Source organism: Pseudomonas folii, assembly GCF_014357575.1.
GTDB lineage: Bacteria > Pseudomonadota > Gammaproteobacteria > Pseudomonadales > Pseudomonadaceae > Aquipseudomonas > Aquipseudomonas folii.
The window spans coordinates 1-25,148 of the sequence record NZ_JACONW010000085.1; the positions used below are offsets into that span (position 1 = coordinate 1).

Sequence of the window (25,148 nt, forward strand, 5' to 3'; positions counted from 1 at the left end):
TCGCGTGTCGTTTGAGGAGAATCCGCCATGTCTTTCGCCGTGATTCAAATGGTCAGCCAGAGCGACGTTCTGGGCAATCTGGCTCAGGCGCGTCACTTGCTGGAGCAAGCCGCAGCTTCTGGCGCCCGCCTGGCGGTGTTGCCGGAAAACTTTGCGGCCATGGGCCGTCGCGACGTTGCCGATATTGGTCGGGCCGAAGCGTCAGGGCACGGACCCATCCTGCCCTGGTTGAAACTTGCCGCTCGCGACCTCAAGTTATGGATAGTTGCCGGAACCATACCTTTACCGCCAAATGATCAGCCTGAAGGCAAGATTACCGCGTGTTCATTGTTGATTGATGAACATGGCGAGCATGTGGCGCGCTACGACAAGCTGCACTTGTTTGATGTGGACGTGTCAGACAGTCGTGGACGTTATCGGGAATCCGATGACTATGCTCATGGCAGCAATGTGGTGGTTGCCGACACGCCAGTAGGGCGTCTCGGTTTGACCGTATGCTACGACTTGCGCTTCCCTGAGCTGTATACCGCCCTGCGAGCGGCAGGGGCTGAATTGATTACTGCGCCGTCGGCCTTCACCGCCGTTACCGGCGCAGCGCATTGGGACATTTTGATCCGTGCGCGAGCCATTGAAACCCAGTGTTATCTGCTGGCGGCCGCGCAAGGCGGGGTCCATCCGGGGCCTCGGGAGACTTACGGGCATGCAGCGATCGTCGACCCCTGGGGGCGAGTCCTGGCCGAACAGGCGCAGGGCGAGGCGGTGTTGCTGGCCGAACGGGACAATGAAGAACAGGCGTCCATCAGGGCGCGGATGCCGGTGTCCAGTCACCGGCGATTTTTTACGCAGGACGCCGTGCGGCCTGTGCAGACCTCGGAGTGAATATGAGCGACTTGTCCTCTGTCAGCGAACACCTTCTGGCGCCCGGCGGCTTGAACCTCGACAGCCTGCAATCGGTGTTGGGCGAGCTGGCCGGTCCGGGCATTGATGCCGCTGACCTGTATTTTCAGGGGCAGATTTCTGAGTCCTGGTCGTTGGAAGACGGCATCGTCAAAGAGGGCAGTTTCAACCTCGATCAAGGTGTCGGCGTGCGTGCCCAATCGGGTGAGAAAACCGGTTTCGCCTACAGCAACGCCATCACTCACGAAGCCCTGACCACGGCGGCTCGCGCTGCCCGCTCGATTTCCCGTGCCGGTCAGAACGGAACCGTGCAGGCTTTCACTGCACAGGACGTTGCCCAGTTGTATGCGCCTGATAACCCGCTGGAAGTGATGACCCGCGCTGAGAAAGTCGAACTGCTCAAGCGTGTCGATGTTGCCACCCGTGCACTGGACTCGCGCATTCAGCAGGTTACGGTGAGCATGGCGGGCGTTTGGGAGCGGATTCTGGTGGCTTCCACCGATGGCAGCCTGGCGGCTGATGTGCGCCCGCTGGTGCGTTTCAACGTCAGTGTCATCGTCGAGCAGAACGGCCGTCGCGAGCGTGGTGGTCATGGCGGCGGCGGGCGTACCGACTACCGTTATTTCCTCAGCGAGGACCGCGCCATGGGTTATGCCCGTGAAGCGTTGCGTCAGGCGCTGGTCAATCTCGAAGCGATTCCTGCTCCCGCGGGCACGCTGCCTGTGGTGCTCGGTTCCGGTTGGTCCGGTGTCTTGCTGCACGAGGCGGTTGGTCACGGCCTGGAAGGTGATTTCAACCGCAAAGGCAGTTCGGCTTACAGCGGCCGCATGGGCGAGATGGTTGCTTCAAAGCTTTGCACTATCGTGGACGACGGCACTCTGCCCGGTCGTCGCGGCTCGCTGAGCGTTGATGACGAAGGGACGCCAACCGAATGCACGACCCTGATCGAGAACGGTGTGCTCAAAGGCTACATGCAGGACAAGCTCAATGCGCGTCTGATGGGCGTTGCGCGTACCGGTAACGGTCGTCGTGAGTCCTATGCACACCTGCCTATGCCGCGCATGACCAACACTTACATGCTGGGTGGACAAAGCGATCCCCAGGAAATCATTGCTTCGGTGAAGCGTGGCATCTATTGCGCCAATCTGGGTGGCGGTCAGGTAGACATCACCAGCGGCAAGTTCGTGTTCTCCACCAGCGAAGCGTATTTGATCGAGGACGGCAAAATTACTGCGCCGGTCAAAGGTGCGACGTTGATCGGTAACGGGCCGGAAGCCATGAGCAAGGTGTCGATGGTCGGTAACGATCTGTCGCTGGACAGCGGCGTCGGTACCTGCGGCAAGGATGGTCAGTCGGTTCCGGTGGGCGTGGGTCAGCCGACCCTGAAGATCGATGCGATTACGGTAGGCGGTACGGGCGGTTGATGATTTGAATCTGCGGGACCGTCTTCAACTGGGGATTTATTCCCGGCTGAAGCCGGTCCCACAGAAGGCGGTCCCGTAGTGTGATGCGGGAATCAACGCAGACCGCGTTGTTTCTCGTCCAGTTCACGGATGTATTTGAAGATTTTCCGGCTCGAAGCAGGCGCCTTGTTATGGGCCAGCTCATGTTGGGCCTGACGGATCAAGGAACGCAGTTGCTGACGGTCCGCTTCCGGATACTCCGCAACGAACGTTTCGAGGACACCGTCATCACCGGCGATCAGGCGATCACGCCAGCGTTCCAGGCCGTGAAAACGTTCGTTGTATTGGCGAGTGGAGGCATCGAGTTGATCGAGAAGCACCAGAATGGCGTCCAGATCCTGATCGCGCATCAGCTTGCCGATGAACTGAATATGCCGTTTGCGTGCGATATGAGCCGTGTGCTTGGGCGCATCGGCCAAGGCTCTGCGCAGCGGATCGGTCAAAGGCAGTTTGTTCAGCAAATCAGGTTTGAGCGACACAAGACGCTCGCCAAGTTCAACCAGAGCATGCAGCTCGCGTTTGACCTGGGTTTTGCTTTTCTCCCCGTCGAGGGAGTCGTCGTAAGAATCAACCATGGGGGCAGTCCGCAAATAAACGCCGCCATGATAACCAGTCAGGGGCCTCTTGTCCGGCCCACTCGGTATTCGGCTCGTGCCGAAAGCAGAATTTGATGGAGAAAGTCATGAGTGCATCACAAAGCGTCGGCCCACAGGCCTTGCCCGCACTGCAGGAACAAGTCGAGCAAATCATTGCCGAAGCCAGGCGTCAGGGTGCCAGTGCCTGCGAAGTCGCTGTGTCGCTGGAGCAGGGCCTGTCGACCTCGGTTCGGCAGCGTGAAGTGGAAACCGTCGAATTCAATCGCGACCAGGGTTTTGGCATTACCTTGTACGTAGGCCAGCGTAAAGGCTCGGCCAGCACGTCGGCCAGTGGCGCTGATGCGATTCGTGAAACTGTCGCTGCCGCATTGGCCATCGCTAAACATACTTCCGAAGATGAAGCCTCTGGCCTGGCTGATGCTGCGCTGATGGCCAGGGAACAGCAGGATTTTGATCTTTTCCACGCTTGGGATATCACGCCGGAACAAGCCATCGAGAAAGCGTTGATCTGCGAAGCCGCAGCTTTTGATGCCGATAGCCGGATCAAAAATGCCGACGGCACGACCCTCAATACCCATCAGGGCTGCCGCGTGTACGGCAACAGCCATGGCTTTATCGGTGGTTATGCCTCGACTCGCCATAGTCTGAGCTGCGTGATGATTGCTGAAGGCGATGGCCAGATGCAGCGTGATTACTGGTATGACGTCAGTCGCCAGGGTGAGTTGCTGGCCGATCCGCAGAGCATCGGTCGCAAAGCTGCCGAGCGTGCAGCCAGCCGTTTGGGTGCACGCCCGGTGCCGACGTGCGAAGTGCCGGTGTTGTTTTCGGCCGAGCTGGCGGGTGGGCTGTTCGGCAGTTTCCTGGGAGCGATTTCGGGCGGCAATCTGTATCGCAAGTCGTCTTTCCTTGAAGGCTCCATCGGCCAGCGCCTCTTCCCTGAGTGGCTGACCATCGATGAACGTCCGCACTTGATGCGTGCCATGGGCAGTTCGGCGTTCGACGGCGACGGTCTGGCAACTTACGCCAAGCCATTCGTCGAAAACGGCGAATTGGTCTCTTACATCCTCAGTACTTACTCGGGCCGCAAACTGGGCCTGCCTAGCACTGCAAACGCGGGCGGCGTGCACAACCTGTTCGTCACCCACGGGACGGAAGACCAGGCAGCGCTGATCCGCCGCATGGGCCGCGGGCTGCTGGTCACCGAGTTGATGGGCAGCGGCCTGAACATGGTGACCGGTGATTATTCGCGCGGTGCAGCGGGTTACTGGGTCGAGAACGGTGAAATCCAGTTCGCGGTACAGGAAGTGACCATCGCCGGCAACATGCGTGACATGTTCAAGCAAATTGTCGCCGTCGGTAGCGATCTTGAGCTGCGTAGCAACATCCGCACGGGGTCTGTGCTGATCGAGCGGATGACCGTCGCCGGTAGCTGATACAAAAAATTTGTCCGCCTCCCACCCCTGTCTCTGTGGGAGCAGGGCTTGCTCACGATAAGGCTGAACGCGGTTCACTTCAGATCGCATCCAGTCTTATCGCGGGCAAGCACCGCTCCCACAATGCATTTCACATCTCGTTATCGAAAACCCTTCATCCTCTACGGTTGTTTTGATTCTCAATATCATTTAATAATGAATATCATTATCTGAATGAGCCGTGGTCATGGGTCCTGTCTTGCACGCACTTCCTGCGCACCTGGAAAACTGGCGCGGGATGAGTTTCAGAATTCGTTGTGCCCTGGAGCCTGACGAACCCCGCCTGATTGATCACTACCTCGCCGAAGGCCGTTATCTGGCGCGCTTCACCGCTACGCCTCAGCGAATGATCGCTGAAACCTCCTTCCGGCTGCTCATCGACACCGCTCGCGATACGGTTCTGCCCTGGCATTGGCGCTGTCTATGCGTCGATCAGGCCTGGCGTCCGTTGCGCGACCTCAAGGCCCTCATTAACTCTGCGGCCGATCAACAACGCTGGCAGGCCTATAGCTGGCAGTTGGCGACCTGTCTGCTGCAGCCCTCGATCTCTCCTACTGAACTGGTGCAAGGAAATTCCGATGAGTAATACCCGTATCGAACGCGACAGCATGGGCGAATTGCAGGTCCCGGCCGAGGCCCTGTATGGCGCTCAGACCCAGCGTGCGGTGAACAACTTCCCTATCAGTAACCTGCGCATGCCAACGCAATTCATCCGCGCGCTATTGCTCGCCAAGGCCGCCGCCGCGCACGCCAACCTCGAGTTGGAGCAGATCACGGCTGCGCAGAGTGGGGCGATCGTCAGCGCCTGCCAGGAATTGTTGAGCGGCGACTTCATGGCGCACTTTCCGGTAGATGTGTTCCAGACCGGTTCCGGCACCAGCACCAACATGAACGCCAACGAAGTCATTGCAACCATCGCCAGTCGCGTATTGGGCGACAAGGTCAATGCCAATGACCACGTGAACTGCGGACAGAGCAGCAACGACATCATCCCGACCACCATTCATGTCAGCGCTGCACTGGCATTGCATGAGCAATTACTGCCCGCGTTGAACCATCTGGTTGCCGTGATCGAGCGCAAGGCCGATGAAGTGCATCCCTTCATCAAGACCGGCCGCACGCACCTGATGGACGCTATGCCGGTGCGCATGAGTCAGGTGCTCAACGGCTGGGCTCAGCAGATTCGTGCCAACATCGAACATCTCCAGGCCTTGCTGCCAAGTCTGCAAGCGCTGGCCCAGGGCGGCACAGCTGTGGGAACCGGGATTAACGCGCACCCTGAATTTGCCAAGCGTTTCAGCAGTCACTTGAGCCGCTTGAGTAACGTGGCTTTTGTGCCCGGCAAGGATTTGTTCGCGTTGATCGGCTCTCAGGACACTGCCGTTGCTGTGTCCGGCCAGCTCAAGGGTACTGCGGTTTCGCTGATGAAAATCGCCAACGACCTGCGCTGGATGAACTCGGGTCCACTGGCTGGCCTGGGTGAGATTGAACTGGAAGCGTTGCAGCCGGGTTCGTCGATCATGCCGGGCAAGGTCAATCCCGTGATCCCGGAAGCTACGGCCATGGTGGCGGCACAGGTCATTGGCAATGACGCGGCGATCACGGTCGCCGGGCAGTCAGGCAACTTCGAGTTGAACGTGATGCTGCCGATCATTGCGCAAAACCTGCTGAGCAGCATCGAGCTGCTGGCCAACTCCAGCCGATTGCTTGCCAACAAGGCCATCGCGACCTTCAAGGTCAATGAAGCGAAGCTCAAGGAAGCCTTGTCGCGCAACCCGATTCTGGTTACAGCCCTGAACCCGATCATCGGTTACCAGAAGGCCGCCGAAATTGCCAAGACGGCCTACAAGCAGGGGCGTCCGATCATTGACGTCGCCCTTGAACACACCGACCTGCAGCGCAGCCAACTGGAAGCGCTGCTGGATCCGGAAAAACTCACTGCTGGCGGGATCTGACCTGTCAGCCATCGCTTGAGGAGTCGCGCCATGGAGCATTGGAAACGCACAATCGAAAAAGCCAATCGCTGTTTCAATCTCGGTGAGCTGGTTGACGCCCGCGAGTTGTATTTGCAGGCGCTGGCGCTGGCTCAGGTGTTGTTCGAGCGCTGGCCCAACCCTGATGAAGCGGTGGCCGCTTGCGTCATTTCCCACCACAACCTTGCCGACCTGCATTTGAGTCTGGGCCAGCCGGAGGAGAGCGCGGAGTACCTGTGCGCGATCCATCAGCACCTGTTGCGGGTCATGCAAGAGCATCGCCTGCCGCCAGCATTGCGTCAGGCCGCGTTGCGCCATAGCAGCAAAACTTACGCCGAGCTGTTGAATTTTATCAGTGAGCACGGTGAATACCCGCGCACCCATCGCCTGTTGAACAGTGGCGGCGAGCATTCGCGCTCGTCATTACAACGGAATGCTTCAGCCACTTCCGGCCTTTTCTACGGAGTACATTGATATGCCGTTTACTTTGCCTGCCTTGCCATACGCTTACGACGCCCTGGAACCGCACATTGATGCGCAGACCATGGAGATTCACTACAGCAAGCACCATCAGACTTACATCAACAACCTGAACGCGGCGGTTGAAGGCACTGAGTGGGCCGAGTGGCCAATCGAGAAGCTGGTGGCAGCTGTCGCACAGTTGCCTGAGAAACTGCGCCCGGCGGTGATCAATCAAGGCGGTGGTCACGCTAATCACTCGTTGTTCTGGGATGTGATGACACCAGCGGGTGGCGGCTTGCCCGATGGCGCACTGGCGAAAGCCATTGACGAGCAATTGGGTGGCTTCGAGCAGTTCAAGGATGCTTTCACCAAGGCCGCGCTGACCCGTTTCGGCAGTGGCTGGGCGTGGCTGAGCGTGACCCCGGAGAAAAAGCTGGTGGTTGAGAGCAGCGGTAACCAGGACAGTCCGCTGATGAATGGCAATACGCCAATTCTGGGGCTGGACGTCTGGGAACACGCGTATTACCTGCGTTACCAGAATCGTCGCCCGGAATACATCAACGCGTTCTACAACGTCGTCAACTGGGCGGAAGTCGCTCGGCGTTACCAGGCCGCTCTGGTCTGATCTCCCGATAATCAGATCCAAGGCAGTTTATGCGCACGGAAATACTCACCGTCAACAGTGGGCGGTTGTTCCGCCTGGCACTGGGAACGGTTCTGCTGTTGGCAGGTATGGCGCTTCTGGTTGCACACGCGCTTGAATGGCTGAATCTTGAGCCACGCTTGATGCGGGCGCTTGAGGGCGGAGCGATTTGCGCTCTGGGCACCGCATTAGGTGCCGTTCCGGTGTTGGTCATCAGAGGCATGCCTGCATCGGTGTCCGACGGTTTGCTCGGCTTCGGTGCCGGCGTGATGTTGGCGGCGACAGCGTTTTCGCTGATTGTGCCTGGGCTCGCGGCGGCCGAAAACCTCGGTTTTTCCCCGTGGGGGTCTGGCGGGCTGGTCAGCCTTGGCATTTTTCTCGGGGCTGTCGGCTTGTTCGTGGTTGATCACATCGTCTCTAAAGGCTCGCCCCTGAACGGTGAAGAACTGCCTGCCATTGCTCCGCGGATCTGGTTATTCGTCATCGCGATCATTGCCCATAACATCCCGGAAGGGATGGCTATTGGTGTGTCCGCTGGCGGCGGTTTACCCGACGCCGACGGTCTCGCCATGGGCATCGCGATTCAGGATGTACCCGAGGGGCTGGTCATCGCATTGGTGTTGGCCGGGGCCGGTATGTCGCGCTTCAAGGCGTTCCTGATCGGTGCTACCTCAGGTCTGGTTGAGCCGGTTTTCGCCTTGCTGTGCGCTTGGCTGGTGGCCATTGCGGAATTGTTGTTGCCCCTAGGGCTGGCGTTTGCTGCGGGTGCCATGTTGTTGGTAGTGACTCAAGAGATCATCCCGGAGTCGCGTCGTAACGGTCACGACAAGGTCGCAAGCCTCGGCCTGATCACTGGATTCTGCTTGATGATGGTGATGGATACAGCACTGGCTTGAAGAGCGAGCGGGGCGGCGATATCACATTCGCCACCTCTGCACGTCTAAAACCACTTATAATCCATGGTTTTTACCCTTCGACGCGAGAATGTCCGTGAGCTTACCTGCCTGCCCGGAATGCAATTCCGAATACACCTACGAAGACGGCGCTCAGCTGATCTGCCCGGAATGCGCACATGAGTGGTCTGCCGATGGCAGTGCCGAAGTTGCTGAAGACGTAAAAGTCATCAAAGATTCGGTAGGTAACACCCTACAAGACGGCGATACCGTGACCGTCATCAAAGACCTCAAAGTCAAAGGCTCGTCGCTGGTGGTCAAAGTCGGCACCAAGGTGAAGAACATCCGTCTGGTGGATGGCGATCACGATATCGACTGCAAGATCGATGGTATCGGTGCGATGAAGCTGAAATCGGAGTTTGTGAAGAAGGGATGAGGTTTCAGCTGATTAGTAACGTGAGCGGTTAAGGAATCCGGCCTCTGAATGGGGCCGGATTTTTTTTGGGGGTTAGCAGTGTGCGTGGCCAATTCCTACACAAATTGAAGAGGCTTCTACGGCCGTTCGCTGATATATTCCGCTGAGGTTATATTTCCGCCCATTCATAGTTCTTCCATGAATTGGGAAATTGAATACACAGATGAGTTTGGTTGCTGGTGGGAGCGTTTGACTGAGGGCGAACAGGCCAGCGTCGAATCGAGCGTCAGGTTGTTGGGGCAATTCGGCCCATCATTGCGGTTCCCTCATTGCAGCGGTATCAATGGGGCGCGGATTGGTAGCTTGAGAGAGCTTCGTGTGCAGCATGCCGGCCGGCCTTATCGAATCCTTTACGCCTTCGATCCCAGGCGCTGTGCAGTATTACTGATCGGCGGGGACAAGACAGGACAGGACCGCTGGTACGATGAATATGTGCCTTTAGCTGAACGTCTATACCGCGAGCACCTGGAAACATTGCGTACAGAGGGCCTTACAGATGGCTAAAAAATTCTCCGAGCTGCAAGCGCGTATGTCGCCTGATTCCCTTGCTGCTGCTGATCGGTTGTATCAAGAGCACCTGGAGCAAATGCCGCTTCACGAATTGCGGCAAGCAAAAGCGTTGAGCCAGGCGACTCTGGCCAAGACGTTGCACGTAAATCAGGCAGCTATTTCAAAAATGGAGCGTCGCACGGACATGTACATCAGTACATTGCGCAATTACATCCGCGCAATGGGTGGAGAGTTGGAGATCGTTGCTACTTTTCCTGATGGACAGGTCAAGATCGAAAATTTCGCGAGTTGAAGGCTTTCCGCCGAGCTCTACAATTACTCCCCCTCATCAAACTTGTTATTGATCAACTCAACCAGACCCTCCAGCGCTGCCTGCTCCTGGTCGCCCTCGGTGGAAAGGTGAATATCCGTGCCCTTGCCTGCGGCGAGCATCATCACGGCCATAATGCTTTTGCCATCCACCATGCTGTCAGGTGAACGCCCAACGCGGATCTGGCAGGGGAACTTGCCGGCGACTCCGACGAATTTAGCGGCTGCGCGGGCATGCAGGCCCAGCTTGTTGATAATGGTGATTTGAAGAGCGGGCATCGCAGGGGAAGTCCTTTCAGCTTAAGTCGCGGTGGCGAACCTGAACGTTTTTGAGGGATTGTTGCAGGACCTGACCCAGGCGCTCGGTCAGATACACCGAGCGGTGGTGGCCCCCGGTGCAGCCAATGGCAATGGTGACATACGAGCGGTTGCTGGCAGCGAAGCGCGGCAGCCACTTGTTTAGATACGTGAAGATGTCCTGAAACATCTCCTCCACATCAGGCTGTGCAGCAAGGTAGTCGATAACGGGCTGGTCCTTTCCTGATTTCTCTCGCAGTTCAGGTTTCCAATAAGGGTTTGGCAGGCAGCGCACATCGAATACCAGGTCGGCGTCCACGGGCATGCCGCGCTTGAATCCGAAAGACTCGATCAGGAAGGCCGTACCTGGCTCCGGCTTGTTCAGCAGGCGAAGCTTAAGCGTGTCGCGCAGCTGGTAGAGGTTCAGGTGGGTGGTATTGATCTTCAGGTCTGCCAGATCAATGATCGGCCCCAGCAACGTAGTCTCGTCCCGAATGGCCTCGGCCAGCGAGCGGTTGGCGTTGCTCAGAGGGTGGCGACGACGGGTTTCCGAGAAGCGTTTGAAGAGGGTTGATTCATCCGCATCCAGGTACAGCACATCGCACTGGATGTTGCGTGAACGAACCTCTTCCAGCATCTGCGGGAAGCGCGTCAGGTGACTGGGGAGGTTACGTGCATCAATGGAGACGGCCAGCAACGGTTCGGCCAGCTCGGTATTGATCAGCGCGCGTTCGGCCAGTTCCGGGAGCAGACCGGCCGGAAGGTTATCAACGCAGTAGAAGCCGCTGTCTTCCAGAACATCCAGCGCGGTGCTTTTGCCGGAGCCCGAGCGACCGCTCACAATGATCATGCGCATGATTAATGCCTGTTTTGCTCGTCCAGTACTACCTGATAAAGGGCTTCGTTGCTCGCGGCACTACGCAGGCGTTCACGCACTTCTTTGCGGTCGAGCATGCTGGCGATCTGGCGCAGCAATTCCAGGTGTGCATCGGTAGCCGCTTCCGGGACCAGCAGGACAAACAGCAAGTCAACGGGGGCGCCATCGATAGCGTCGAAATCTACAGGAGCGTTCAGGTGCAGCAATGCGCTGATGGGTGATTCACATCCCTTCAAACGACAGTGCGGAATGGCGATGCCATTACCAAAGCCGGTAGAGCCAAGTTTTTCACGGGCGACAAGGCTCTCGAACACGACTTGCGAGTCCAGATCAGGCACTTCTCTGCCGATCAGGTTGGCAATCTGTTCGAGGACTTTTTTCTTGCTGCCGCCCGGCACGTTCACGAGTGAACGGCCGGGGGTCAGGATATTTTCTAATCGGATCATGTTTTGGGGGTATCAGCGAGCCGTTGCACCCTGAAGGAGGCTGAGCTGCTTTTCCTTATGCTTGAGCAGTTGTCTATCCAGCTTGTCGGTCAAAAGGTCGATTGCCGCGTACATGTCATCATGTTCCGCATTGGCGACGACCTTTGAGCCGGGGATGTGCAGGGTGGCTTCGATTTTCTGTTTAAGCTTCTCGACCTCCATGATGACCTGCACATTAGTGATCTTGTCGAAGTGGCGCTCCAGTCTGCCGAGTTTTTCGGTGATGTAGTCGCGTAGGGCGTCGGTCACATCCAGTTGATGTCCACTGATGTTGACTTGCATACCGCTTTCTCCTTATTGCCAGTGCATAAAGAGGCAGGCTTTTGCCTGCCACTGGAACGCTGTGGCTAGCAACCGGGTTGCGTAGAGCCGCTTCGGGCCATTGCTCGGGCGGTTACTACTGTACCTCTCGTCACATCAGTCGCTTGCGTTCACTCGACGGCGCAATGCCAAGTGATTCGCGGTATTTGGCTACTGTGCGACGGGCTACTTGAATGCCTTGTGCCTCCAGTAAACCAGCGATCTTGCTGTCACTCAACGGCTTTTTCTGATTTTCCGCTGCAACCAGTTTTTTGATGATCGCGCGAATGGCTGTGGACGAACATTCACCGCCTTCGGAGGTGCTTACATGGCTCGAGAAGAAATATTTCAACTCGTAAATACCACGGGGGGTATGCATGAATTTCTGGGTGGTTACACGAGAAATGGTCGACTCGTGCATGCCTACGGCCTCTGCGATGTCATGCAGGACCAGTGGTTTCATCGCCTCATCGCCGTACTCAAGGAAGCCGCGCTGATGCTCGACGATCTGCGTTGCCACTTTCATGAGGGTTTCGTTACGACTTTGCAGGCTTTTGATGAACCAGCGTGCTTCTTGCAGCTGATTGCGCATGAACGTGTTATCGGCGCTGGTATCGGCGCGGCGGACAAAACCGGCGTACTGCGGATTCACGCGCAAGCGCGGGACTGATTCCTGATTGAGCTCAACCAGCCAGCGTTCGTTGTCCTTGCGCACGATGACGTCAGGCACCACGTATTCAGCTTCGGTGGATTCGATTTGCGAACCGGGGCGAGGGTTGAGGCTTTGCACCAGCTCGATGACCTGCCGCAGTTCATCTTCCTTGAGCTTCATGCGGCGCATGAGCTGCGAGTAGTCGCGGCTGCCCAGCAGGTCGATGTAGTCACTGACCAGTCGCTGTGCTTCGCTGAGCCAACGGGTTTTTGCCGGGAGCTGACGCAATTGCAGGAGCAGGCATTCGCTCAGGTTGCGCGCGCCGATACCGGCGGGCTCAAACTGCTGAATGCGGTGCAGCACGGCTTCAATCTCGTCGAGCTCGATATCAAGCTCGGGATCGAAGGCGTCGAGAATCTCTTCCAGAGTCTCGTCCAGATAGCCCTGGTTATTGATGCAATCGATCAGGGTCACGGCAATCAGGCGGTCGGTGTCGGACATCGGCGCCAGGTTCAACTGCCAGAGTAAATGGCTTTGCAGGCTCTCACCGGCAGAGGTACGAGTGGTGAAGTCCCACTCGTCATCATCATTGCTGGGCAGGCTGCTGGCGCTGGTTTGATAGACGTCTTCCCACGCGGTATCGACCGGCAGCTCGTTGGGGATGCGCTCGCTCCAGTCGCCTTCTTCCAGATTGTCCACAGTAGGAGCGGACTCCTGATAAGTCGGCTCCTGGACATCAGGATTAGGTTTCTGCTCGATGTTGTCAGCCAATGGGTCGGCGTTGTCGAAATCGTCGCCTTCTTCCTGGCGTTCCAGCATAGGGTTCGACTCCAGTGCCTCCTGGATCTCCTGCTGGAGGTCCAGTGTCGACAATTGGAGTAAGCGGATGGCCTGTTGCAGCTGCGGCGTCATCGTCAGCTGCTGGCCCATTCTCAAGACTAGCGATGGTTTCATGGCTGGGGCTTAACACCTTATTCGCCGGCGCACATGCGCCATCCACTACCGAGCGCCTGGGCGCGTACATAAGCAAATTATATGCCTGAAACTGAAGTGTTTGACTAGAGCGTGCTGGCATTTAATAACCATCAGCACCAAGGCCCAGTCCTGCCCGCCTTGAAAGCCGGGCACCACAGTTCTTTTTACAGGCGGAACTCGTGGCCGAGGTAAACCTCTTTCACCAGCTGATTTGCGAGAATGGTTTCCGAATCGCCTTCGGCAATCAACTGCCCGTCGTTGACGATGTAGGCGGTTTCACAGATGTCCAGGGTTTCACGGACGTTGTGATCGGTGATCAATACGCCGATGCCCTTGGCTTTCAGATGGTGGATGATCTGTTTGATATCGCCTACGGAAATCGGGTCCACGCCTGCGAACGGTTCGTCGAGCAGGATGAATTTCGGTGAGGTAGCAAGTGCGCGTGCGATTTCCACCCGGCGGCGCTCACCACCGGACAGGCTCATGCCCATATTGTCGCGGATATGAGTGATGTGGAATTCCTGCAGCAGGCTTTCCAGCTCCTTGCGGCGTCCGTCACGGTCCAGCTCCTGGCGAGTTTCGAGAATCGCCATGATGTTGTCGGCTACCGACAGCTTGCGAAAGATCGAGGCTTCCTGAGGCAGATAGCCAATACCTGCGCGTGCGCGGCCGTGCATGGGCTGGTGGCTGACATCCAGGTCGTCGATCAGCACTCGCCCTTGATCAGCCTGAACCAGGCCGACAATCATGTAGAAGCAGGTGGTCTTGCCAGCGCCGTTAGGCCCTAGCAATCCTACGATCTGACCGCTTTCGATGGACAGGCTCACATCGCGAACGACCTGACGGCCCTTGTAGCTCTTAGCCAAATGCTGGGCTTTCAGCGTCGCCATTTACTGGGCCTTCTGCTGGTCGGTTTTCTTTTTCGGCTGGATAACCATGTCAATACGCGGGCGTGGTGTTGTCACCTTGCTGCCGCCATTGGCACGACCAGCGCTGACGATCTGCTTGACCGTGTCATAAACGATCTTCTCGCCTTCGGACGTGTTGCCATCGTTGATGACCTTGGCCTTGTCGATCAGAACGATACGATCCTGCGCAGCGTAGTACTGGATAGTGATCGCGTAGGCTTGAACGATAGGCTTGTCTACAGACGGCTTCTGCTCGTAGTACGCGAGGTTGCCGACAGATGTGAACACATCGACTTCACCTTGGGCATTACGTGTGATCGTCACGGTATTACCGGTGATCTTCATCGAGCCCTGGGTGATGATTACGTTGCCTTTATAGGTGGCAACGCCTTTCTTGTCGTCGAGTTGTGCGTCGTCGGACTGAATGTGGATCGGCTGATCACGATCAGTCGGCAGGGACCAGGCGCTCGCGCTTCCCAGTGCTGCACCCAGGCCAAGCAAAAAAGGAAGGGTTTTAACGAGCCTCATACTGTCCTCTTACATTAGATAGCAGGTCCATCCTGCTGTCGTTCAAATACGCTTTCATTCCCTTGGCCGTAGTCACACCGCCCGCGCCGTCGATTCTAACGGCTTGCTCGGTCTGCGCATATTGCTTCTGCGGGAATACGGTCATTCGACTGCTAGTGATAATGGTCGTACGTTTTTTTTCGTCTGTTCGTGCTACGCGAACCGAGTCAATCAGTTCGACTTGCTCGCCACCAGGGGAAACCTCACCCGTTTTGCTCTGGATATGCCAGGGAAAGAGGGTGCCGCGGTACATCTGCAAGTCTGGCGTGGTGAGCATTGTTACATCGGTGGCCTTGATGTGCTCGACCTTGTCGGCTGTCATTTCGTACTGCAACTTGCCATCCGGCAAATACTGCACGCTATGCGCATTGATTGCGTAAAAGTCGATGGCGCTTTCGTCCACCGTTGCAGCCGGTTGCTCCATGAAGCTTTCCGGGCTGATGTTCCAATAACCTGCGGCTGCCAGCAAAAATGCCAGCACGCCGAGGATCAGAAACGTTCGAATTCTTTTGCTAAGCATAAATGGCTTCTGTCTATAAGTAGGCTGCGTGGGCGGCTTCAAGGCTGCCTTGAGCGCTCATGATCAATTCACAGAACTCGCGAGCTGCGCCTTCGCCGCCGCGTGCCTGGGTAATGCCGTGGGCATGTTGCCGGACAAAAGTTGCTGCATTGGCCACCGCCATGCCAAGACCGACACGCCGGATGACTGGCAAGTCTGGCAGATCATCACCCAGATAGGCGACCTGTTCGTAATTCAGACCGAGCTGGCCGAGCAGTTCGTCGAGAACCACCAACTTGTCTTCGCGGCCCTGATAAAGATGTTCAATGCCGAGATTCTTCGCACGGCGTTCAACAACCGGCGTCTTGCGGCCGCTGATAATGGCCGTTGCCACACCCGAGGCGATCAGCATTTTAATGCCTTGGCCGTCCAGAGTGTTGAAAGTCTTGAATTCGCTACCGTCTTCAAGGAAATACAGGCGACCGTCGGTCAGTACGCCGTCGACGTCGAAGATGGCCAGTTTGATATTTTTACCGCGTTGCAGCAGATCGGTAGTCATTTGCACATCTCCATTACATGACGCCTGCGCGCAGCAGGTCCTGCAGGTTGAAAGCTCCGACCGGATGATCATTTTCGTCAACGACGATGAGTGAGCCGATCTTGTTGTCTTCCATGATTTTCAATGCTTCAGCTGCAAGCATCTCAGGGCGGGCCGTCTTGCCGTGAACGGTCATCACGTCATCGATAGTCGCCAGGCGAATATCAATCGGACGATCCAGAGTGCGGCGCAGATCGCCGTCAGTGAATATCCCGGCCAGTCGTCCATCAGTCTCGATAACCGCCGTCATGCCCAGGCCCTTGCGGGTCATTTCCATCAGTGCGTCGCGGAGCAGGGTGCCACGCTGTACTTTCGGCAGTTGTTCGCCGACGTGCATGACGTGCTCGACCTTGAGCAGCAAGCGTCTGCCCAGCGCGCCACCCGGATGCGAAAAAGCGAAGTCTTCAGCCGTGAAGCCCCGGGCTTCCAGAAGCGCTACTGCCAGGGCGTCGCCCATGACCAGTGCCGCAGTCGTCGAAGAGGTCGGAGCCAGATTCAGCGGGCAGGCTTCATGCTCTACGCGGGCACTCAGATTGACGTCGGCTGCTTCAGCCAGGGTTGACCCCGGGTTGCCCGTCAGACTGATCATCTTGATGCCGAGACGTTTGATCAGGGGCAGCAAGGTGACGATTTCAGCCGTTGTTCCCGAGTTTGACAGGGCAAGGATGATGTCATCGCAGGTGATCATGCCCATGTCGCCATGACTGGCTTCGGCAGGGTGAACAAAAAACGAGGTGGTGCCGGTGCTCGCCAGAGTAGCAGCGATTTTTTTTCCGATATGTCCTGATTTACCCATGCCCACCACGACAACGCGTCCTTTGCTCGCGAGAATCATCTCGCAGGCCTGGATGAAATCTGCGTTGATATGCGCTAACAAACCCTCCACAGCTTCGATTTCGAGGCGGATGGTGCGTTGTGCTGACTGGATCAGGTCGCTGGATTGATTCATGTGAAAAATCGGTCGGCCGGTTAAAAGGCGGCGATTATAGCGGTAATGCGCGATTCCCTCACGTCTGATCGTCAAGCTTTGCGTTTAATCGTTCTGTGTAGCGATTGGTAGAGCTCGTTTGTAGGAAGTGTCGCAAATTGTGTATAGCGATATTGATTGATCGTCTTCGCCCTTTGGCGGGGCCTTATTGCGGTGGTATAGTTCGCCGCTGTTCCGCCCACCGAGACAGCATGTCTCCCGCCAGGGACTCGGCAGCTGAACGTGAGGCTGCATCGCAAGGAGTTTAGATGAGCGCCGATAACGCCTACGCGATCGAGCTGAAGGGCGTTTCCTTCAGGCGCGGTACGCGCAGCATTTTCGATAATGTTGATATTCGTATTCCCCGCGGCAAAGTCACCGGCATCATGGGGCCTTCTGGCAGCGGCAAAACTACTTTGCTGCGGTTGATGGGTGCCCAGTTGCGACCTTCTGCGGGCGAAGTGTGGGTCAACGGGCAGAACCTGCCCGCCTTGTCGCGCAGCGATCTGTTCGATGCGCGCAAGCACATGGGCGTGTTGTTCCAGAGCGGAGCACTGTTCACCGACCTGGATGTGTTCGAGAACGTTGCCTTCCCGTTGCGGGTCCACACCGAGCTGCCGGAAGAAATGATTCGTGACATTGTCCTGCTCAAGTTGCAGGCGGTGGGGCTGCGTGGTGCCATCGAGCTGATGCCCGACGAGCTGTCAGGTGGCATGAAGCGTCGCGTGGCGCTGGCTCGGGCGATCGCCCTCGATCCTCAGATTCTCATGTATGACGAACCATTTGTGGGGCAAGACCCGATTGCGATGGGTGTGCTGGTTCGTCTGATCAAGCTGCTCAATGATGCGCTCGGTATCACCAGTGTTGTGGTTTCTCATGATCTGGACGAAACGGCGAGTATTGCTGACTACCTCTACCTTGTTGGCGACGGTCAGGTGTTGGGGCAGGGGACACCCGAGGAGCTGATGGGCTCGGACAACCCCCGCGTTCGTCAATTCATGACCGGCAACCCGGATGGCCCGGTGCCGTTTCATTATCCGGCGCCGGATTACCGCGAAGATCTTTTGGGGAAGCGCTGATGCGCAAGAAGTCATTAATGGAGCGAGTACGCCTTCTCGGGCGTGCCGCAATCGATATCCTGGCTGTGCTCGGGCGCTCGGCGATTTTCCTGGTTCACGCCTTGCTGGGGCGCAGCTCGATTGGCGGCAGTTTTCAGTTGCTGGTCAGGCAGCTCTATTCGGTTGGGGTCATGTCGCTGGCGATTATTGTCGTGTCGGGCATGTTCATCGGCATGGTGCTGTCGCTGCAGGGTTTCAGCATTCTGACCAAGTATGGTTCGGAGCAGGCCGTCGGGCAAATGGTTGCCCTGACACTTCTGCGAGAACTTGGGCCAGTGGTTACTGCGCTTCTGTTTGCTGGTCGTGCAGGTTCGGCATTGACCGCCGAGATCGGCAACATGAAATCCACCGAGCAGTTGTCCAGTCTGGAAATGATCGGCGTCGACCCGCTCAAGTACATCGTTGCGCCACGTCTTTGGGCCGGGTTCATTTCCCTGCCGCTGCTGGCCATGATCTTCAGCGTAGTGGGTATCTGGGGAGGGTCCTGGGTAGCGATTGACTGGCTGGGAGTCTATGAAGGCTCTTTCTGGTCGAACATGCAGAACAGCGTTTCTTTCGTTGATGATGTGATTAACGGAGTCATCAAGAGCGTCGTATTTGCGTTCGTTGTGACCTGGATCGCCGTTTTCCAGGGTTATGACTGTGAACCCACCTCAGAGGGGATCAGTCGTGCCACGACGAAAACAGTCGTGTATGCCTCCCTGGCCGTGCTGGGCCTGGACTTTATTCTGACCGCCTTGATGTTTGGAGATTTCTGATGCAAAACCGCACCATCGAAACAGGTGTAGGCCTGTTCCTGCTGGCCGGGATTCTGGCTTTGCTCCTGCTTGCCCTGCGCGTCAGCGGTCTTAGCTCCAGTGCCAGCACTGATACTTATAAACTTTATGCAAATTTCGACAATATTGCCGGTTTGACTGTCAGAGCCAAGGTGAGCATGGCTGGCGTCACAATTGGCAAGGTCACTGCGATCGATCTTGATCGCGATACCTTCACAGGTCGGGTGACCATGGAAGTCCAGAAAAAGGTGAATAACCTGCCTCTCGATTCCACTGCATCGATTTTGACCGCTGGCTTGCTCGGTGAGAAATATGTGGGTATCAGCGTAGGTGGTGACGACGGGTTGCTGAAGGATGGCAGTACCATTCATGACACGCAGTCGTCGCTTGTGCTGGAAGACCTTATCGGAAAATTCCTGCTCAATACCGTGAGTAAAGACGCTAAATGAGGAGCTTTTACATGATCTCTATCGTGCGCCGTGGTCTGTTGGTGTTGCTGGCATTGTTACCAATGCTGGGGAATGCCGCCGCCACACCGTCCGCTCATGATCTGGTGGATCGCACCACCAAGGAATTGCTGAGTGATCTGGCAGCCAACAAAGAGCAGTACAAAACCAATCCGGGCGCTTTTTACGATGCGTTGAACCGCATTGTCGGTCCGGTGGTAGATGCCGATGGCATTTCCAAAAGCATCATGACCGTGAAGTACTCGCGCAGCGCCTCCCCAGAGCAAATTCAGCGTTTCCAGGAAAACTTCAAGCGCAGCCTGATGCAGTTCTACGGCAACGCACTGCTTGAGTACAACAATCAGGGCATCATCGTCTCCCCTGAAAAACCTGAAGGTGCCGATCGCACCAGCGTTGAAATGCAGGTCAAGGGCACCAACGGCGCGGTCTATCCAGTCTCCTACACGCTGGTCAAGATTGGCGGCGAGTGGAAGGTACGTAACGTGATCATCAATGGCATTAACATCGGCAAGCTGTTCCGCGATCAATTCGCCGATGCAATGCAGCGTAACGGCAATAACCTCGACCAGACGATCAACAACTGGGCGGGTGAAGTTGCCAAGGCTAAAGAGAAAGCGCCTGAAGCGGCTCCGCAATGACCGAATCAGCCGTCAAGCTCGTGGCACCGGGCGAGCTGCAGTTAATCGGCACGCTCGACTATTCGACCGGCCCGGCCTTGCGCAAGCAGGGGGCTGCACTGATCAAGTCCAGTGAGTTGTCCACCGTTGTTCTGGACTGCGCGGGTGTCGAGAAGTCCAGCAGCGTTGGCCTCGCCTTGCTGCTGGCGTTCATGCGTGATGCGCGGGACGCTGGCAAGAATGTAAGCATTCGCTCGATGCCGGAAGACATGCGCAAGATCGCCCAGGTGTCCGAGTTGACTGAACTGCTTAACGCTCATTGATTGCCCTTTATGGAAGCCCCTCGTCCGGGTCCTGCGTTGCGGGGTTCGCATTGAGTGGGCTTTTTTGTATGATGGCCGACCCGCGCGCGTAGGTCGCCAATCGAGGTTTTGCATGCACGCCGTAGAAGTTAAGAGCTTCCTTGAAGGGAAGCTGCCCGAGGTACAGGTCGAAGTTGAAGGCGAAGGCTGCAACTTCCAGCTGAACGTGATCAATGACGAGTTGGCTACGCTGAGCCCGGTCAAGCGTCAGCAACAGATCTACACGCATTTGAACCCCTGGATTGCCGATGGCAGCATCCACGCGGTCACCATGAAATTTTTCAGCCGCGCTGCGTGGGCCGAGCGCACCTGAGCCACTTGGCGTCGAGACTCTAATGGATAAATTGATTATTACTGGCGGGGTTCGTCTTGATGGCGAAATCCGCATTTCCGGGGCGAAAAACTCTGCCCTGCCGATTCTGGCCGCTACCCTGTTGGCCGATGGCCCGGTAACCGTCCAGAACCTGCCGCACTTGCACGACATCACCACCATGATCGAGCTCTTCGGTCGCATGGGCATTGAGCCGGTGATCGACGAAAAACTCAGCGTGGAAATCGATCCGCGCACCATCAAGACGCTGATTGCTCCGTACGAGCTGGTGAAGACCATGCGCGCCTCGATTCTGGTGCTCGGCCCTATGGTCGCCCGTTTCGGCGAAGCAGAAGTTGCGTTGCCAGGTGGTTGCGCCATTGGTTCGCGTCCAGTGGATCTGCACATCCGTGGCCTCGAAGCCATGGGCGCGATCATTGACGTCGAGGGCGGCTACATCAAAGCCAAAGCCCCTGAAGGCGGCCTGCGCGGTGCCAACTTCTTCTTTGATACCGTCAGCGTGACCGGTACCGAGAACATCATGATGGCCGCGAGTCTGGCCAACGGCCGCAGCGTTCTGCAGAACGCCGCCCGTGAACCCGAAGTCGTTGACCTGGCCAACTTCCTGATTGCCATGGGCGCGAAGATTCATGGCGCGGGTACTGACACCATCACTATTGATGGCGTGAAGCGTCTGCACTCGGCGACTTACAAAGTCATGCCAGACCGCATCGAGACCGGCACTTATCTGGTCGCTGCTGCTGCAACCGGCGGTCGCGTCAAGGTCAAGGACACCGATCCGACCATCCTCGAGGCTGTGTTACTCAAGCTCCAGGAAGCAGGCGCTGAAGTCACCAGCGGTGTCGACTGGATCGAGCTGAACATGCACGGCAAGCGTCCTAAAGCCGTCAACGTGCGTACCGCTCCGTATCCTGCGTTTCCGACTGACATGCAGGCGCAGTTCATTTCCCTCAACGCCATTGCTGAAGGCACGGGCGCGGTGATCGAGACCATCTTCGAAAACCGTTTCATGCACGTGTACGAAATGCACCGCATGGGCGCGCAGATTCAGGTCGAAGGCAACACGGCCATCGTGACCGGCACCGAAGTGCTCAAAGGCGCGCCAGTCATGGCCACCGATCTTCGTGCATCGGCCAGCCTGGTTATCTCGGCACTGGTTGCCCAGGGCGATACGCTGATCGACCGCATCTACCACATAGATCGCGGTTACGAGTGCATCGAAGAGAAACTGCAGATGCTGGGCGCGAAGATTCGTCGCGTTCCGGGCTAGCAGCCGTATGACCTGATGCCCGAGCCAGCAGTGGCTTCGGGTGTCGGTCTCGCACGCTTCGGCGTGTGAATTCTGATTCGTTTCACCTTGTGCCCGTTTTTATGCGGCACGAGGGTTTGCCCGGCGTCGATTGCGTCCGGGCAAAAGCTTCCTGATAAGGACTGACGTTTCCCATGTTGACCATCGCACTGTCCAAGGGCCGCATTCTTGATGACACGCTGCCGCTTCTTGCAGAAGCAGGCATTGTGCCGACCGAGAATCCGGACAAGAGCCGCAAGCTGATCATCCCCACGACCCAGGCCGATGTGCGTCTGTTGATCGTGCGTGCTACCGATGTGCCGACCTACGTCGAGCATGGCGCTGCTGATCTTGGTGTTGCCGGTAAAGATGTGCTGATGGAATACACCGGCCAGGGTCTTTATGAGCCGTTGGACCTGCAGATTGCCAAGTGCCGTCTGATGACAGCAGGCGCGATTGGCGCTCCCGAGCCTAAAGGCCGTCTGCGCGTGGCAACCAAGTTCGTCAACGTTGCCAAGCGCTACTACGCCGAGCAAGGCCGTCAGGTCGACATCATCAAACTGTACGGCTCCATGGAGCTGGCACCACTGATTGGTCTGGCTGACAAGATCATTGATGTTGTCGACACCGGCAACACGCTGCGGGCCAACGGTCTAGAGCCTCAGGAGCTGATCGCGACGATCAGTTCCCGTCTGGTGGTCAACAAGGCTTCCATGAAAATGCAACACGCCCGTATTCAGTCGCTCATCGATACCCTGCGCAATGCAGTGGAATCGCGACACCGCGGCTGACTTACCCGCGCAATGTTGAGTTGCGCCCGTCTATCCGCCTCATAGCCAGAATTCTCAGGTGCCCAAGCGGAACGACTGCTAATTTAGGGCGCCTGAGTTTTTGCCATTCCTATGAGGCTCTCGCTATGACCGCACCGACTGCAATTCGCCGACTCAATGCTGCTGACCCGGATTTCGCACATCATCTGGATCATCTGCTGAGCTGGGAAAGTGTGTCTGACGATTCGGTCAACCAGCGTGTTCTCGACATTATCAAAGCCGTGCGTGAGCGAGGTGATGCCGCACTGGTGGAATTTACCGAGCGCTTCGACGGTTTGCAGGTTGGCTCCATGGCTGATCTGATTCTGCCTCGCGAGCGTCTTGAGCTGGCACTTACCCGTATCACTCAGGCCCAGCGCGCAGCGTTGGAAAAAGCCGCGGATCGTGTACGCATTTACCACGAAAAGCAGAAGCAGGATTCCTGGACCTACACCGAGGCCGACGGCACGGTCCTTGGTCAGAAGGTCACGCCCCTGGATCGCGCTGGTCTTTATGTGCCTGGTGGCAAGGCGTCGTATCCCTCGTCGGTGTTGATGAACGCTATTCCTGCCAAGGTTGCGGGTGTTGCTGAAGTCGTCATGGTAGTGCCGACCCCGCGTGGGGAAATCAACGAGCTGGTATTGGCTGCGGCCTGTATTGCCGGGGTTGATCGCGTGTTTACTATTGGCGGTGCCCAGGCAGTGGCGGCGCTGGCTTATGGCACTGAAAGCGTGCCGCGTGTCGACAAGGTCGTCGGCCCGGGCAACATCTACGTCGCCACGGCCAAGCGTCATGTCTTTGGTCAGGTCGGGATCGACATGATCGCCGGTCCTTCCGAGATCCTCGTGGTGTGCGACGGTCAGACAGATCCGGACTGGATTGCCATGGACCTGTTCTCTCAGGCCGAGCACGACGAAGATGCCCAGGCCATTCTGGTAAGTCCGGATGCAGCCTTTCTGGATCAGGTGGCGGCAAGCATTGCCAAATTGATGCCGACTCTTGAGCGTTCGGACATCATCGACAAGTCGATCAATGGTCGCGGCGCGTTGATCAAGGTCGCTGATATGCAGCAGGCCATAGAAGTCGCCAACCGTATTGCTCCGGAGCACCTTGAGTTGTCGGTGGCAGATCCGGAAGCCTGGTTGCCGCAGATTCGTCACGCGGGTGCGATCTTCATGGGGCGTCACACTTCCGAGGCGCTGGGCGACTACTGCGCCGGTCCAAACCACGTGTTGCCAACTTCCGGCACAGCGCGCTTTTCATCGCCGCTGGGTGTTTACGATTTCCAGAAGCGTTCGTCGATCATCTACTGCTCGCAGCAAGGTGCGTCCGAACTTGGCAAGACCGCGTCGGTACTGGCGCGTGGCGAATCGCTGACCGCACACGCCCGCAGCGCCGAGTACCGCATCATCGATAGCGAAGGGCAGGGGAACTGAGCATGAGTAAATTCTGGAGTCCTTTCGTCAATAGTCTGGTGCCTTATGTGCCAGGTGAGCAGCCCAAGCTGACCAAACTGGTCAAGCTCAACACCAACGAAAACCCTTATGGCCCTTCGCCTAAAGCTCTGGCGGCGATGCGCGCCGAGCTGACTGATGACTTGCGTCTTTATCCCGACCCGAACAGCGACCTGCTCAAGCAGGCAGTGGCTACCTATTACGGCGTGCAGACCAGCCATGTATTTCTTGGGAACGGCTCTGATGAAGTGCTGGCCCACGTGTTCAATGCGTTCTTTCAGCACGGCAAGCCTTTGTTGTTTCCGGACATCAGCTACAGCTTTTATCCGGTCTACTGTGGCCTGTACGGCATTGAGTTCGACGCTGTCGCGCTGGATGAGCAGTTCCAGATTCGTGTGTCGGATTACGCCAGGCCTAACGGCGGGATCATCTTCCCGAACCCTAACGCTCCAACCGGTTGCGTAGTGGCGCTGGATGCTGTCGAGCAGATGCTCAAGGCGAGCCCCGACTCAGTGGTTGTGGTGGATGAGGCCTATATCGATTTCGGTGGCGAGACGGCGATTTCGCTGGTGGAGCGTTATCCGAACCTGCTGGTGACGCAGACGTTGTCCAAGTCCCGCTCGCTGGCGGGTTTGCGGGTTGGTCTGGCGATTGGGCATCCTGATCTGATCGAGGCGCTGGAGCGGGTCAAGAACAGCTTCAACTCCTATCCTCTGGATCGTCTGGCAATTGTCGGTGCTGCTGCCGCCTTCGAGGATCGCGAGCACTTTGATTTCACCCGTAATGCGGTGATCGCCAGTCGTGAAGCATTAACCGCTGAGCTGCAAACCCTTGGTTTTGAAGTGTTGCCGTCTGCGGCCAACTTCATCTTTGCACGCCACCCGCAACATGACGCGGCAGGCATCGCGGCGAAGCTTCGGGAGCAGGGTGTGATCGTTCGGCACTTCAAACAGGAGCGTATTGCTCAGTTTCTGCGCATCAGCATTGGTACGCCGGAGCAGAATCAAGCGTTGCTGGATGGGTTGGCGGGGTTGTAAGAACTCCATCGCGGTATCGCCACACCTGTGGGAGATTCTATGTTTGCCTGCAAGCTGATTGACGACGTGGG

The 25,148-nt window shown here is 57.1% G+C and carries 32 protein-coding genes; 21 read left to right on the plus strand and 11 right to left on the minus strand.

The genetic code is table 11. From position 1 onward, the window contains the following. Window positions 1-27: 27 nt before the first annotated feature. Both H8S59_RS17060 and tldD read left to right on the plus strand, forming a co-directional pair. On the plus strand, window positions 28-879 hold the full coding sequence (locus tag H8S59_RS17060) for a carbon-nitrogen hydrolase family protein (RefSeq protein WP_187522199.1): 852 nt from the start codon (window positions 28-30) through the stop codon (window positions 877-879). 2 nt (window positions 880-881) lie between these two features. Next, window positions 882-2,321: a metalloprotease TldD gene (gene tldD / locus H8S59_RS17065; RefSeq protein ID WP_187522200.1), complete on the plus strand. Its 1,440-nt coding sequence runs from the start codon at window positions 882-884 to the stop codon at window positions 2,319-2,321. A 92-nt stretch (window positions 2,322-2,413) separates the two neighbouring features. On the opposite strand, the gene yjgA is transcribed toward tldD, so the two are convergent. After that, complete coding sequence (gene yjgA / locus H8S59_RS17070) at window positions 2,414-2,935, minus strand: ribosome biogenesis factor YjgA (protein ID WP_095096470.1); 522 nt, start codon at window positions 2,933-2,935, stop codon at window positions 2,414-2,416. 107 nt (window positions 2,936-3,042) lie between these two features. Here yjgA and pmbA point away from each other — a divergent pair, with 107 nt between their 5' ends. The 9 genes from pmbA (at window position 3,043) to H8S59_RS17115 (ending at window position 9,676) form a co-directional block, all read left to right on the plus strand. Beyond that, window positions 3,043-4,389, plus strand: coding sequence for a metalloprotease PmbA (pmbA, locus tag H8S59_RS17075; protein ID WP_095096467.1), 1,347 nt, complete (start codon window positions 3,043-3,045; stop codon window positions 4,387-4,389). Between the two features lie 226 nt (window positions 4,390-4,615). Beyond that, entirely contained in the window at window positions 4,616-5,014 is a 399-nt protein-coding gene (locus tag H8S59_RS17080; protein WP_095096465.1) for a FagA protein, read from the plus strand. Continuing rightward, window positions 5,007-6,383, plus strand: a complete 1,377-nt coding sequence (locus H8S59_RS17085) for a class II fumarate hydratase (RefSeq protein WP_095096462.1) — start codon at window positions 5,007-5,009, stop codon at window positions 6,381-6,383. Before H8S59_RS17080 ends, H8S59_RS17085 begins: the two co-directional genes overlap by 8 nt. A 30-nt stretch (window positions 6,384-6,413) precedes the next feature. Then, window positions 6,414-6,875, plus strand: a complete 462-nt coding sequence (locus tag H8S59_RS17090; RefSeq protein WP_095096459.1) for a hypothetical protein — start codon at window positions 6,414-6,416, stop codon at window positions 6,873-6,875. A gap of 1 nt (window position 6,876) precedes the next feature. Further along, window positions 6,877-7,488, plus strand: a complete 612-nt coding sequence (locus H8S59_RS17095; RefSeq protein ID WP_095096456.1) for a superoxide dismutase — start codon at window positions 6,877-6,879, stop codon at window positions 7,486-7,488. Between the two features lie 29 nt (window positions 7,489-7,517). Then, window positions 7,518-8,402 carry a ZIP family metal transporter gene (locus H8S59_RS17100; RefSeq protein ID WP_187522201.1) on the plus strand — a complete coding sequence of 295 codons (885 nt, stop codon included), beginning with the start codon at window positions 7,518-7,520 and terminating at the stop codon, window positions 8,400-8,402. Window positions 8,403-8,490: 88 nt separating this feature from the next. Further along, on the plus strand, window positions 8,491-8,835 hold the full coding sequence (locus H8S59_RS17105) for a zinc ribbon domain-containing protein YjdM (RefSeq protein ID WP_187522202.1): 345 nt from the start codon (window positions 8,491-8,493) through the stop codon (window positions 8,833-8,835). A gap of 177 nt (window positions 8,836-9,012) precedes the next feature. Beyond that, complete coding sequence (locus tag H8S59_RS17110) at window positions 9,013-9,378, plus strand: type II toxin-antitoxin system RelE/ParE family toxin (protein ID WP_187522203.1); 366 nt, start codon at window positions 9,013-9,015, stop codon at window positions 9,376-9,378. Further along, complete coding sequence (locus H8S59_RS17115; RefSeq protein ID WP_087264895.1) at window positions 9,371-9,676, plus strand: XRE family transcriptional regulator; 306 nt, start codon at window positions 9,371-9,373, stop codon at window positions 9,674-9,676. The genes H8S59_RS17110 and H8S59_RS17115 overlap by 8 nt, the downstream gene beginning before the upstream one ends. 23 nt (window positions 9,677-9,699) lie before the next feature. Here H8S59_RS17115 and H8S59_RS17120 read toward each other — a convergent pair whose 3' ends face one another. The 10 genes from H8S59_RS17120 to H8S59_RS17165 form a co-directional block, all read right to left on the minus strand. Further along, window positions 9,700-9,972 (minus strand): HPr family phosphocarrier protein, encoded by a 273-nt coding sequence (locus H8S59_RS17120; RefSeq protein WP_095096444.1) that lies wholly within the window; start codon window positions 9,970-9,972, stop codon window positions 9,700-9,702. 16 nt (window positions 9,973-9,988) lie between these two features. Continuing rightward, window positions 9,989-10,846 (minus strand): RNase adapter RapZ, encoded by an 858-nt coding sequence (gene rapZ / locus H8S59_RS17125; protein WP_095096441.1) that lies wholly within the window; start codon window positions 10,844-10,846, stop codon window positions 9,989-9,991. Between the two features lie 2 nt (window positions 10,847-10,848). Beyond that, window positions 10,849-11,313, minus strand: a complete 465-nt coding sequence (ptsN, locus tag H8S59_RS17130; protein WP_095096903.1) for a PTS IIA-like nitrogen regulatory protein PtsN — start codon at window positions 11,311-11,313, stop codon at window positions 10,849-10,851. A gap of 12 nt (window positions 11,314-11,325) precedes the next feature. After that, on the minus strand, window positions 11,326-11,634 hold the full coding sequence (hpf, locus tag H8S59_RS17135; protein ID WP_027897842.1) for a ribosome hibernation-promoting factor, HPF/YfiA family: 309 nt from the start codon (window positions 11,632-11,634) through the stop codon (window positions 11,326-11,328). A gap of 130 nt (window positions 11,635-11,764) precedes the next feature. Then, window positions 11,765-13,258, minus strand: coding sequence for an RNA polymerase factor sigma-54 (locus tag H8S59_RS17140; protein WP_095096439.1), 1,494 nt, complete (start codon window positions 13,256-13,258; stop codon window positions 11,765-11,767). 185 nt (window positions 13,259-13,443) lie between these two features. Beyond that, on the minus strand, window positions 13,444-14,169 hold the full coding sequence (gene lptB / locus H8S59_RS17145) for an LPS export ABC transporter ATP-binding protein (RefSeq protein ID WP_027897840.1): 726 nt from the start codon (window positions 14,167-14,169) through the stop codon (window positions 13,444-13,446). Continuing rightward, the gene (gene lptA / locus H8S59_RS17150; RefSeq protein WP_027897839.1) at window positions 14,170-14,715 is read right to left on the minus strand and encodes a lipopolysaccharide transport periplasmic protein LptA; all 546 of its coding nucleotides are present in this window, start codon (window positions 14,713-14,715) and stop codon (window positions 14,170-14,172) included. After that, window positions 14,702-15,274 (minus strand): LPS export ABC transporter periplasmic protein LptC, encoded by a 573-nt coding sequence (gene lptC / locus H8S59_RS17155; protein WP_095096436.1) that lies wholly within the window; start codon window positions 15,272-15,274, stop codon window positions 14,702-14,704. The genes lptA and lptC overlap by 14 nt, the downstream gene beginning before the upstream one ends. Before the next feature lie 13 nt (window positions 15,275-15,287). Further along, window positions 15,288-15,812 (minus strand): KdsC family phosphatase, encoded by a 525-nt coding sequence (locus tag H8S59_RS17160; protein ID WP_027897837.1) that lies wholly within the window; start codon window positions 15,810-15,812, stop codon window positions 15,288-15,290. A 13-nt stretch (window positions 15,813-15,825) separates the two neighbouring features. Beyond that, the gene (locus H8S59_RS17165) at window positions 15,826-16,800 is read right to left on the minus strand and encodes a KpsF/GutQ family sugar-phosphate isomerase (RefSeq protein ID WP_187522204.1); all 975 of its coding nucleotides are present in this window, start codon (window positions 16,798-16,800) and stop codon (window positions 15,826-15,828) included. Between the two features lie 287 nt (window positions 16,801-17,087). Here H8S59_RS17165 and H8S59_RS17170 point away from each other — a divergent pair, with 287 nt between their 5' ends. The 10 genes from H8S59_RS17170 (at window position 17,088) to hisC (ending at window position 25,077) form a co-directional block, all read left to right on the plus strand. Beyond that, window positions 17,088-17,897, plus strand: a complete 810-nt coding sequence (locus tag H8S59_RS17170; RefSeq protein WP_187522205.1) for an ATP-binding cassette domain-containing protein — start codon at window positions 17,088-17,090, stop codon at window positions 17,895-17,897. Next, window positions 17,897-18,694, plus strand: a complete 798-nt coding sequence (mlaE, locus tag H8S59_RS17175) for a lipid asymmetry maintenance ABC transporter permease subunit MlaE (protein WP_027897834.1) — start codon at window positions 17,897-17,899, stop codon at window positions 18,692-18,694. Before H8S59_RS17170 ends, mlaE begins: the two co-directional genes overlap by 1 nt. Further along, window positions 18,694-19,161 carry an outer membrane lipid asymmetry maintenance protein MlaD gene (gene mlaD, locus H8S59_RS17180; RefSeq protein ID WP_027897833.1) on the plus strand — a complete coding sequence of 156 codons (468 nt, stop codon included), beginning with the start codon at window positions 18,694-18,696 and terminating at the stop codon, window positions 19,159-19,161. Before mlaE ends, mlaD begins: the two co-directional genes overlap by 1 nt. A gap of 11 nt (window positions 19,162-19,172) precedes the next feature. Further along, window positions 19,173-19,817 (plus strand): MlaC/ttg2D family ABC transporter substrate-binding protein, encoded by a 645-nt coding sequence (locus H8S59_RS17185; protein WP_187522206.1) that lies wholly within the window; start codon window positions 19,173-19,175, stop codon window positions 19,815-19,817. Further along, window positions 19,814-20,119: an STAS domain-containing protein gene (locus H8S59_RS17190; protein WP_187522207.1), complete on the plus strand. Its 306-nt coding sequence runs from the start codon at window positions 19,814-19,816 to the stop codon at window positions 20,117-20,119. The genes H8S59_RS17185 and H8S59_RS17190 overlap by 4 nt, the downstream gene beginning before the upstream one ends. Before the next feature lie 112 nt (window positions 20,120-20,231). Beyond that, window positions 20,232-20,471 carry a BolA family protein gene (locus H8S59_RS17195; RefSeq protein ID WP_027897830.1) on the plus strand — a complete coding sequence of 80 codons (240 nt, stop codon included), beginning with the start codon at window positions 20,232-20,234 and terminating at the stop codon, window positions 20,469-20,471. 22 nt (window positions 20,472-20,493) lie between these two features. Next, complete coding sequence (murA, locus tag H8S59_RS17200; protein WP_095096422.1) at window positions 20,494-21,759, plus strand: UDP-N-acetylglucosamine 1-carboxyvinyltransferase; 1,266 nt, start codon at window positions 20,494-20,496, stop codon at window positions 21,757-21,759. Between the two features lie 173 nt (window positions 21,760-21,932). Further along, window positions 21,933-22,568, plus strand: coding sequence for an ATP phosphoribosyltransferase (gene hisG, locus H8S59_RS17205; protein ID WP_027897828.1), 636 nt, complete (start codon window positions 21,933-21,935; stop codon window positions 22,566-22,568). 125 nt (window positions 22,569-22,693) lie between these two features. After that, the gene (gene hisD / locus H8S59_RS17210) at window positions 22,694-24,022 is read left to right on the plus strand and encodes a histidinol dehydrogenase (RefSeq protein ID WP_187522208.1); all 1,329 of its coding nucleotides are present in this window, start codon (window positions 22,694-22,696) and stop codon (window positions 24,020-24,022) included. Between the two features lie 2 nt (window positions 24,023-24,024). Further along, the gene (gene hisC, locus H8S59_RS17215) at window positions 24,025-25,077 is read left to right on the plus strand and encodes a histidinol-phosphate transaminase (RefSeq protein ID WP_187522209.1); all 1,053 of its coding nucleotides are present in this window, start codon (window positions 24,025-24,027) and stop codon (window positions 25,075-25,077) included. The last annotated feature ends 71 nt before the right edge of the window (window positions 25,078-25,148 follow it).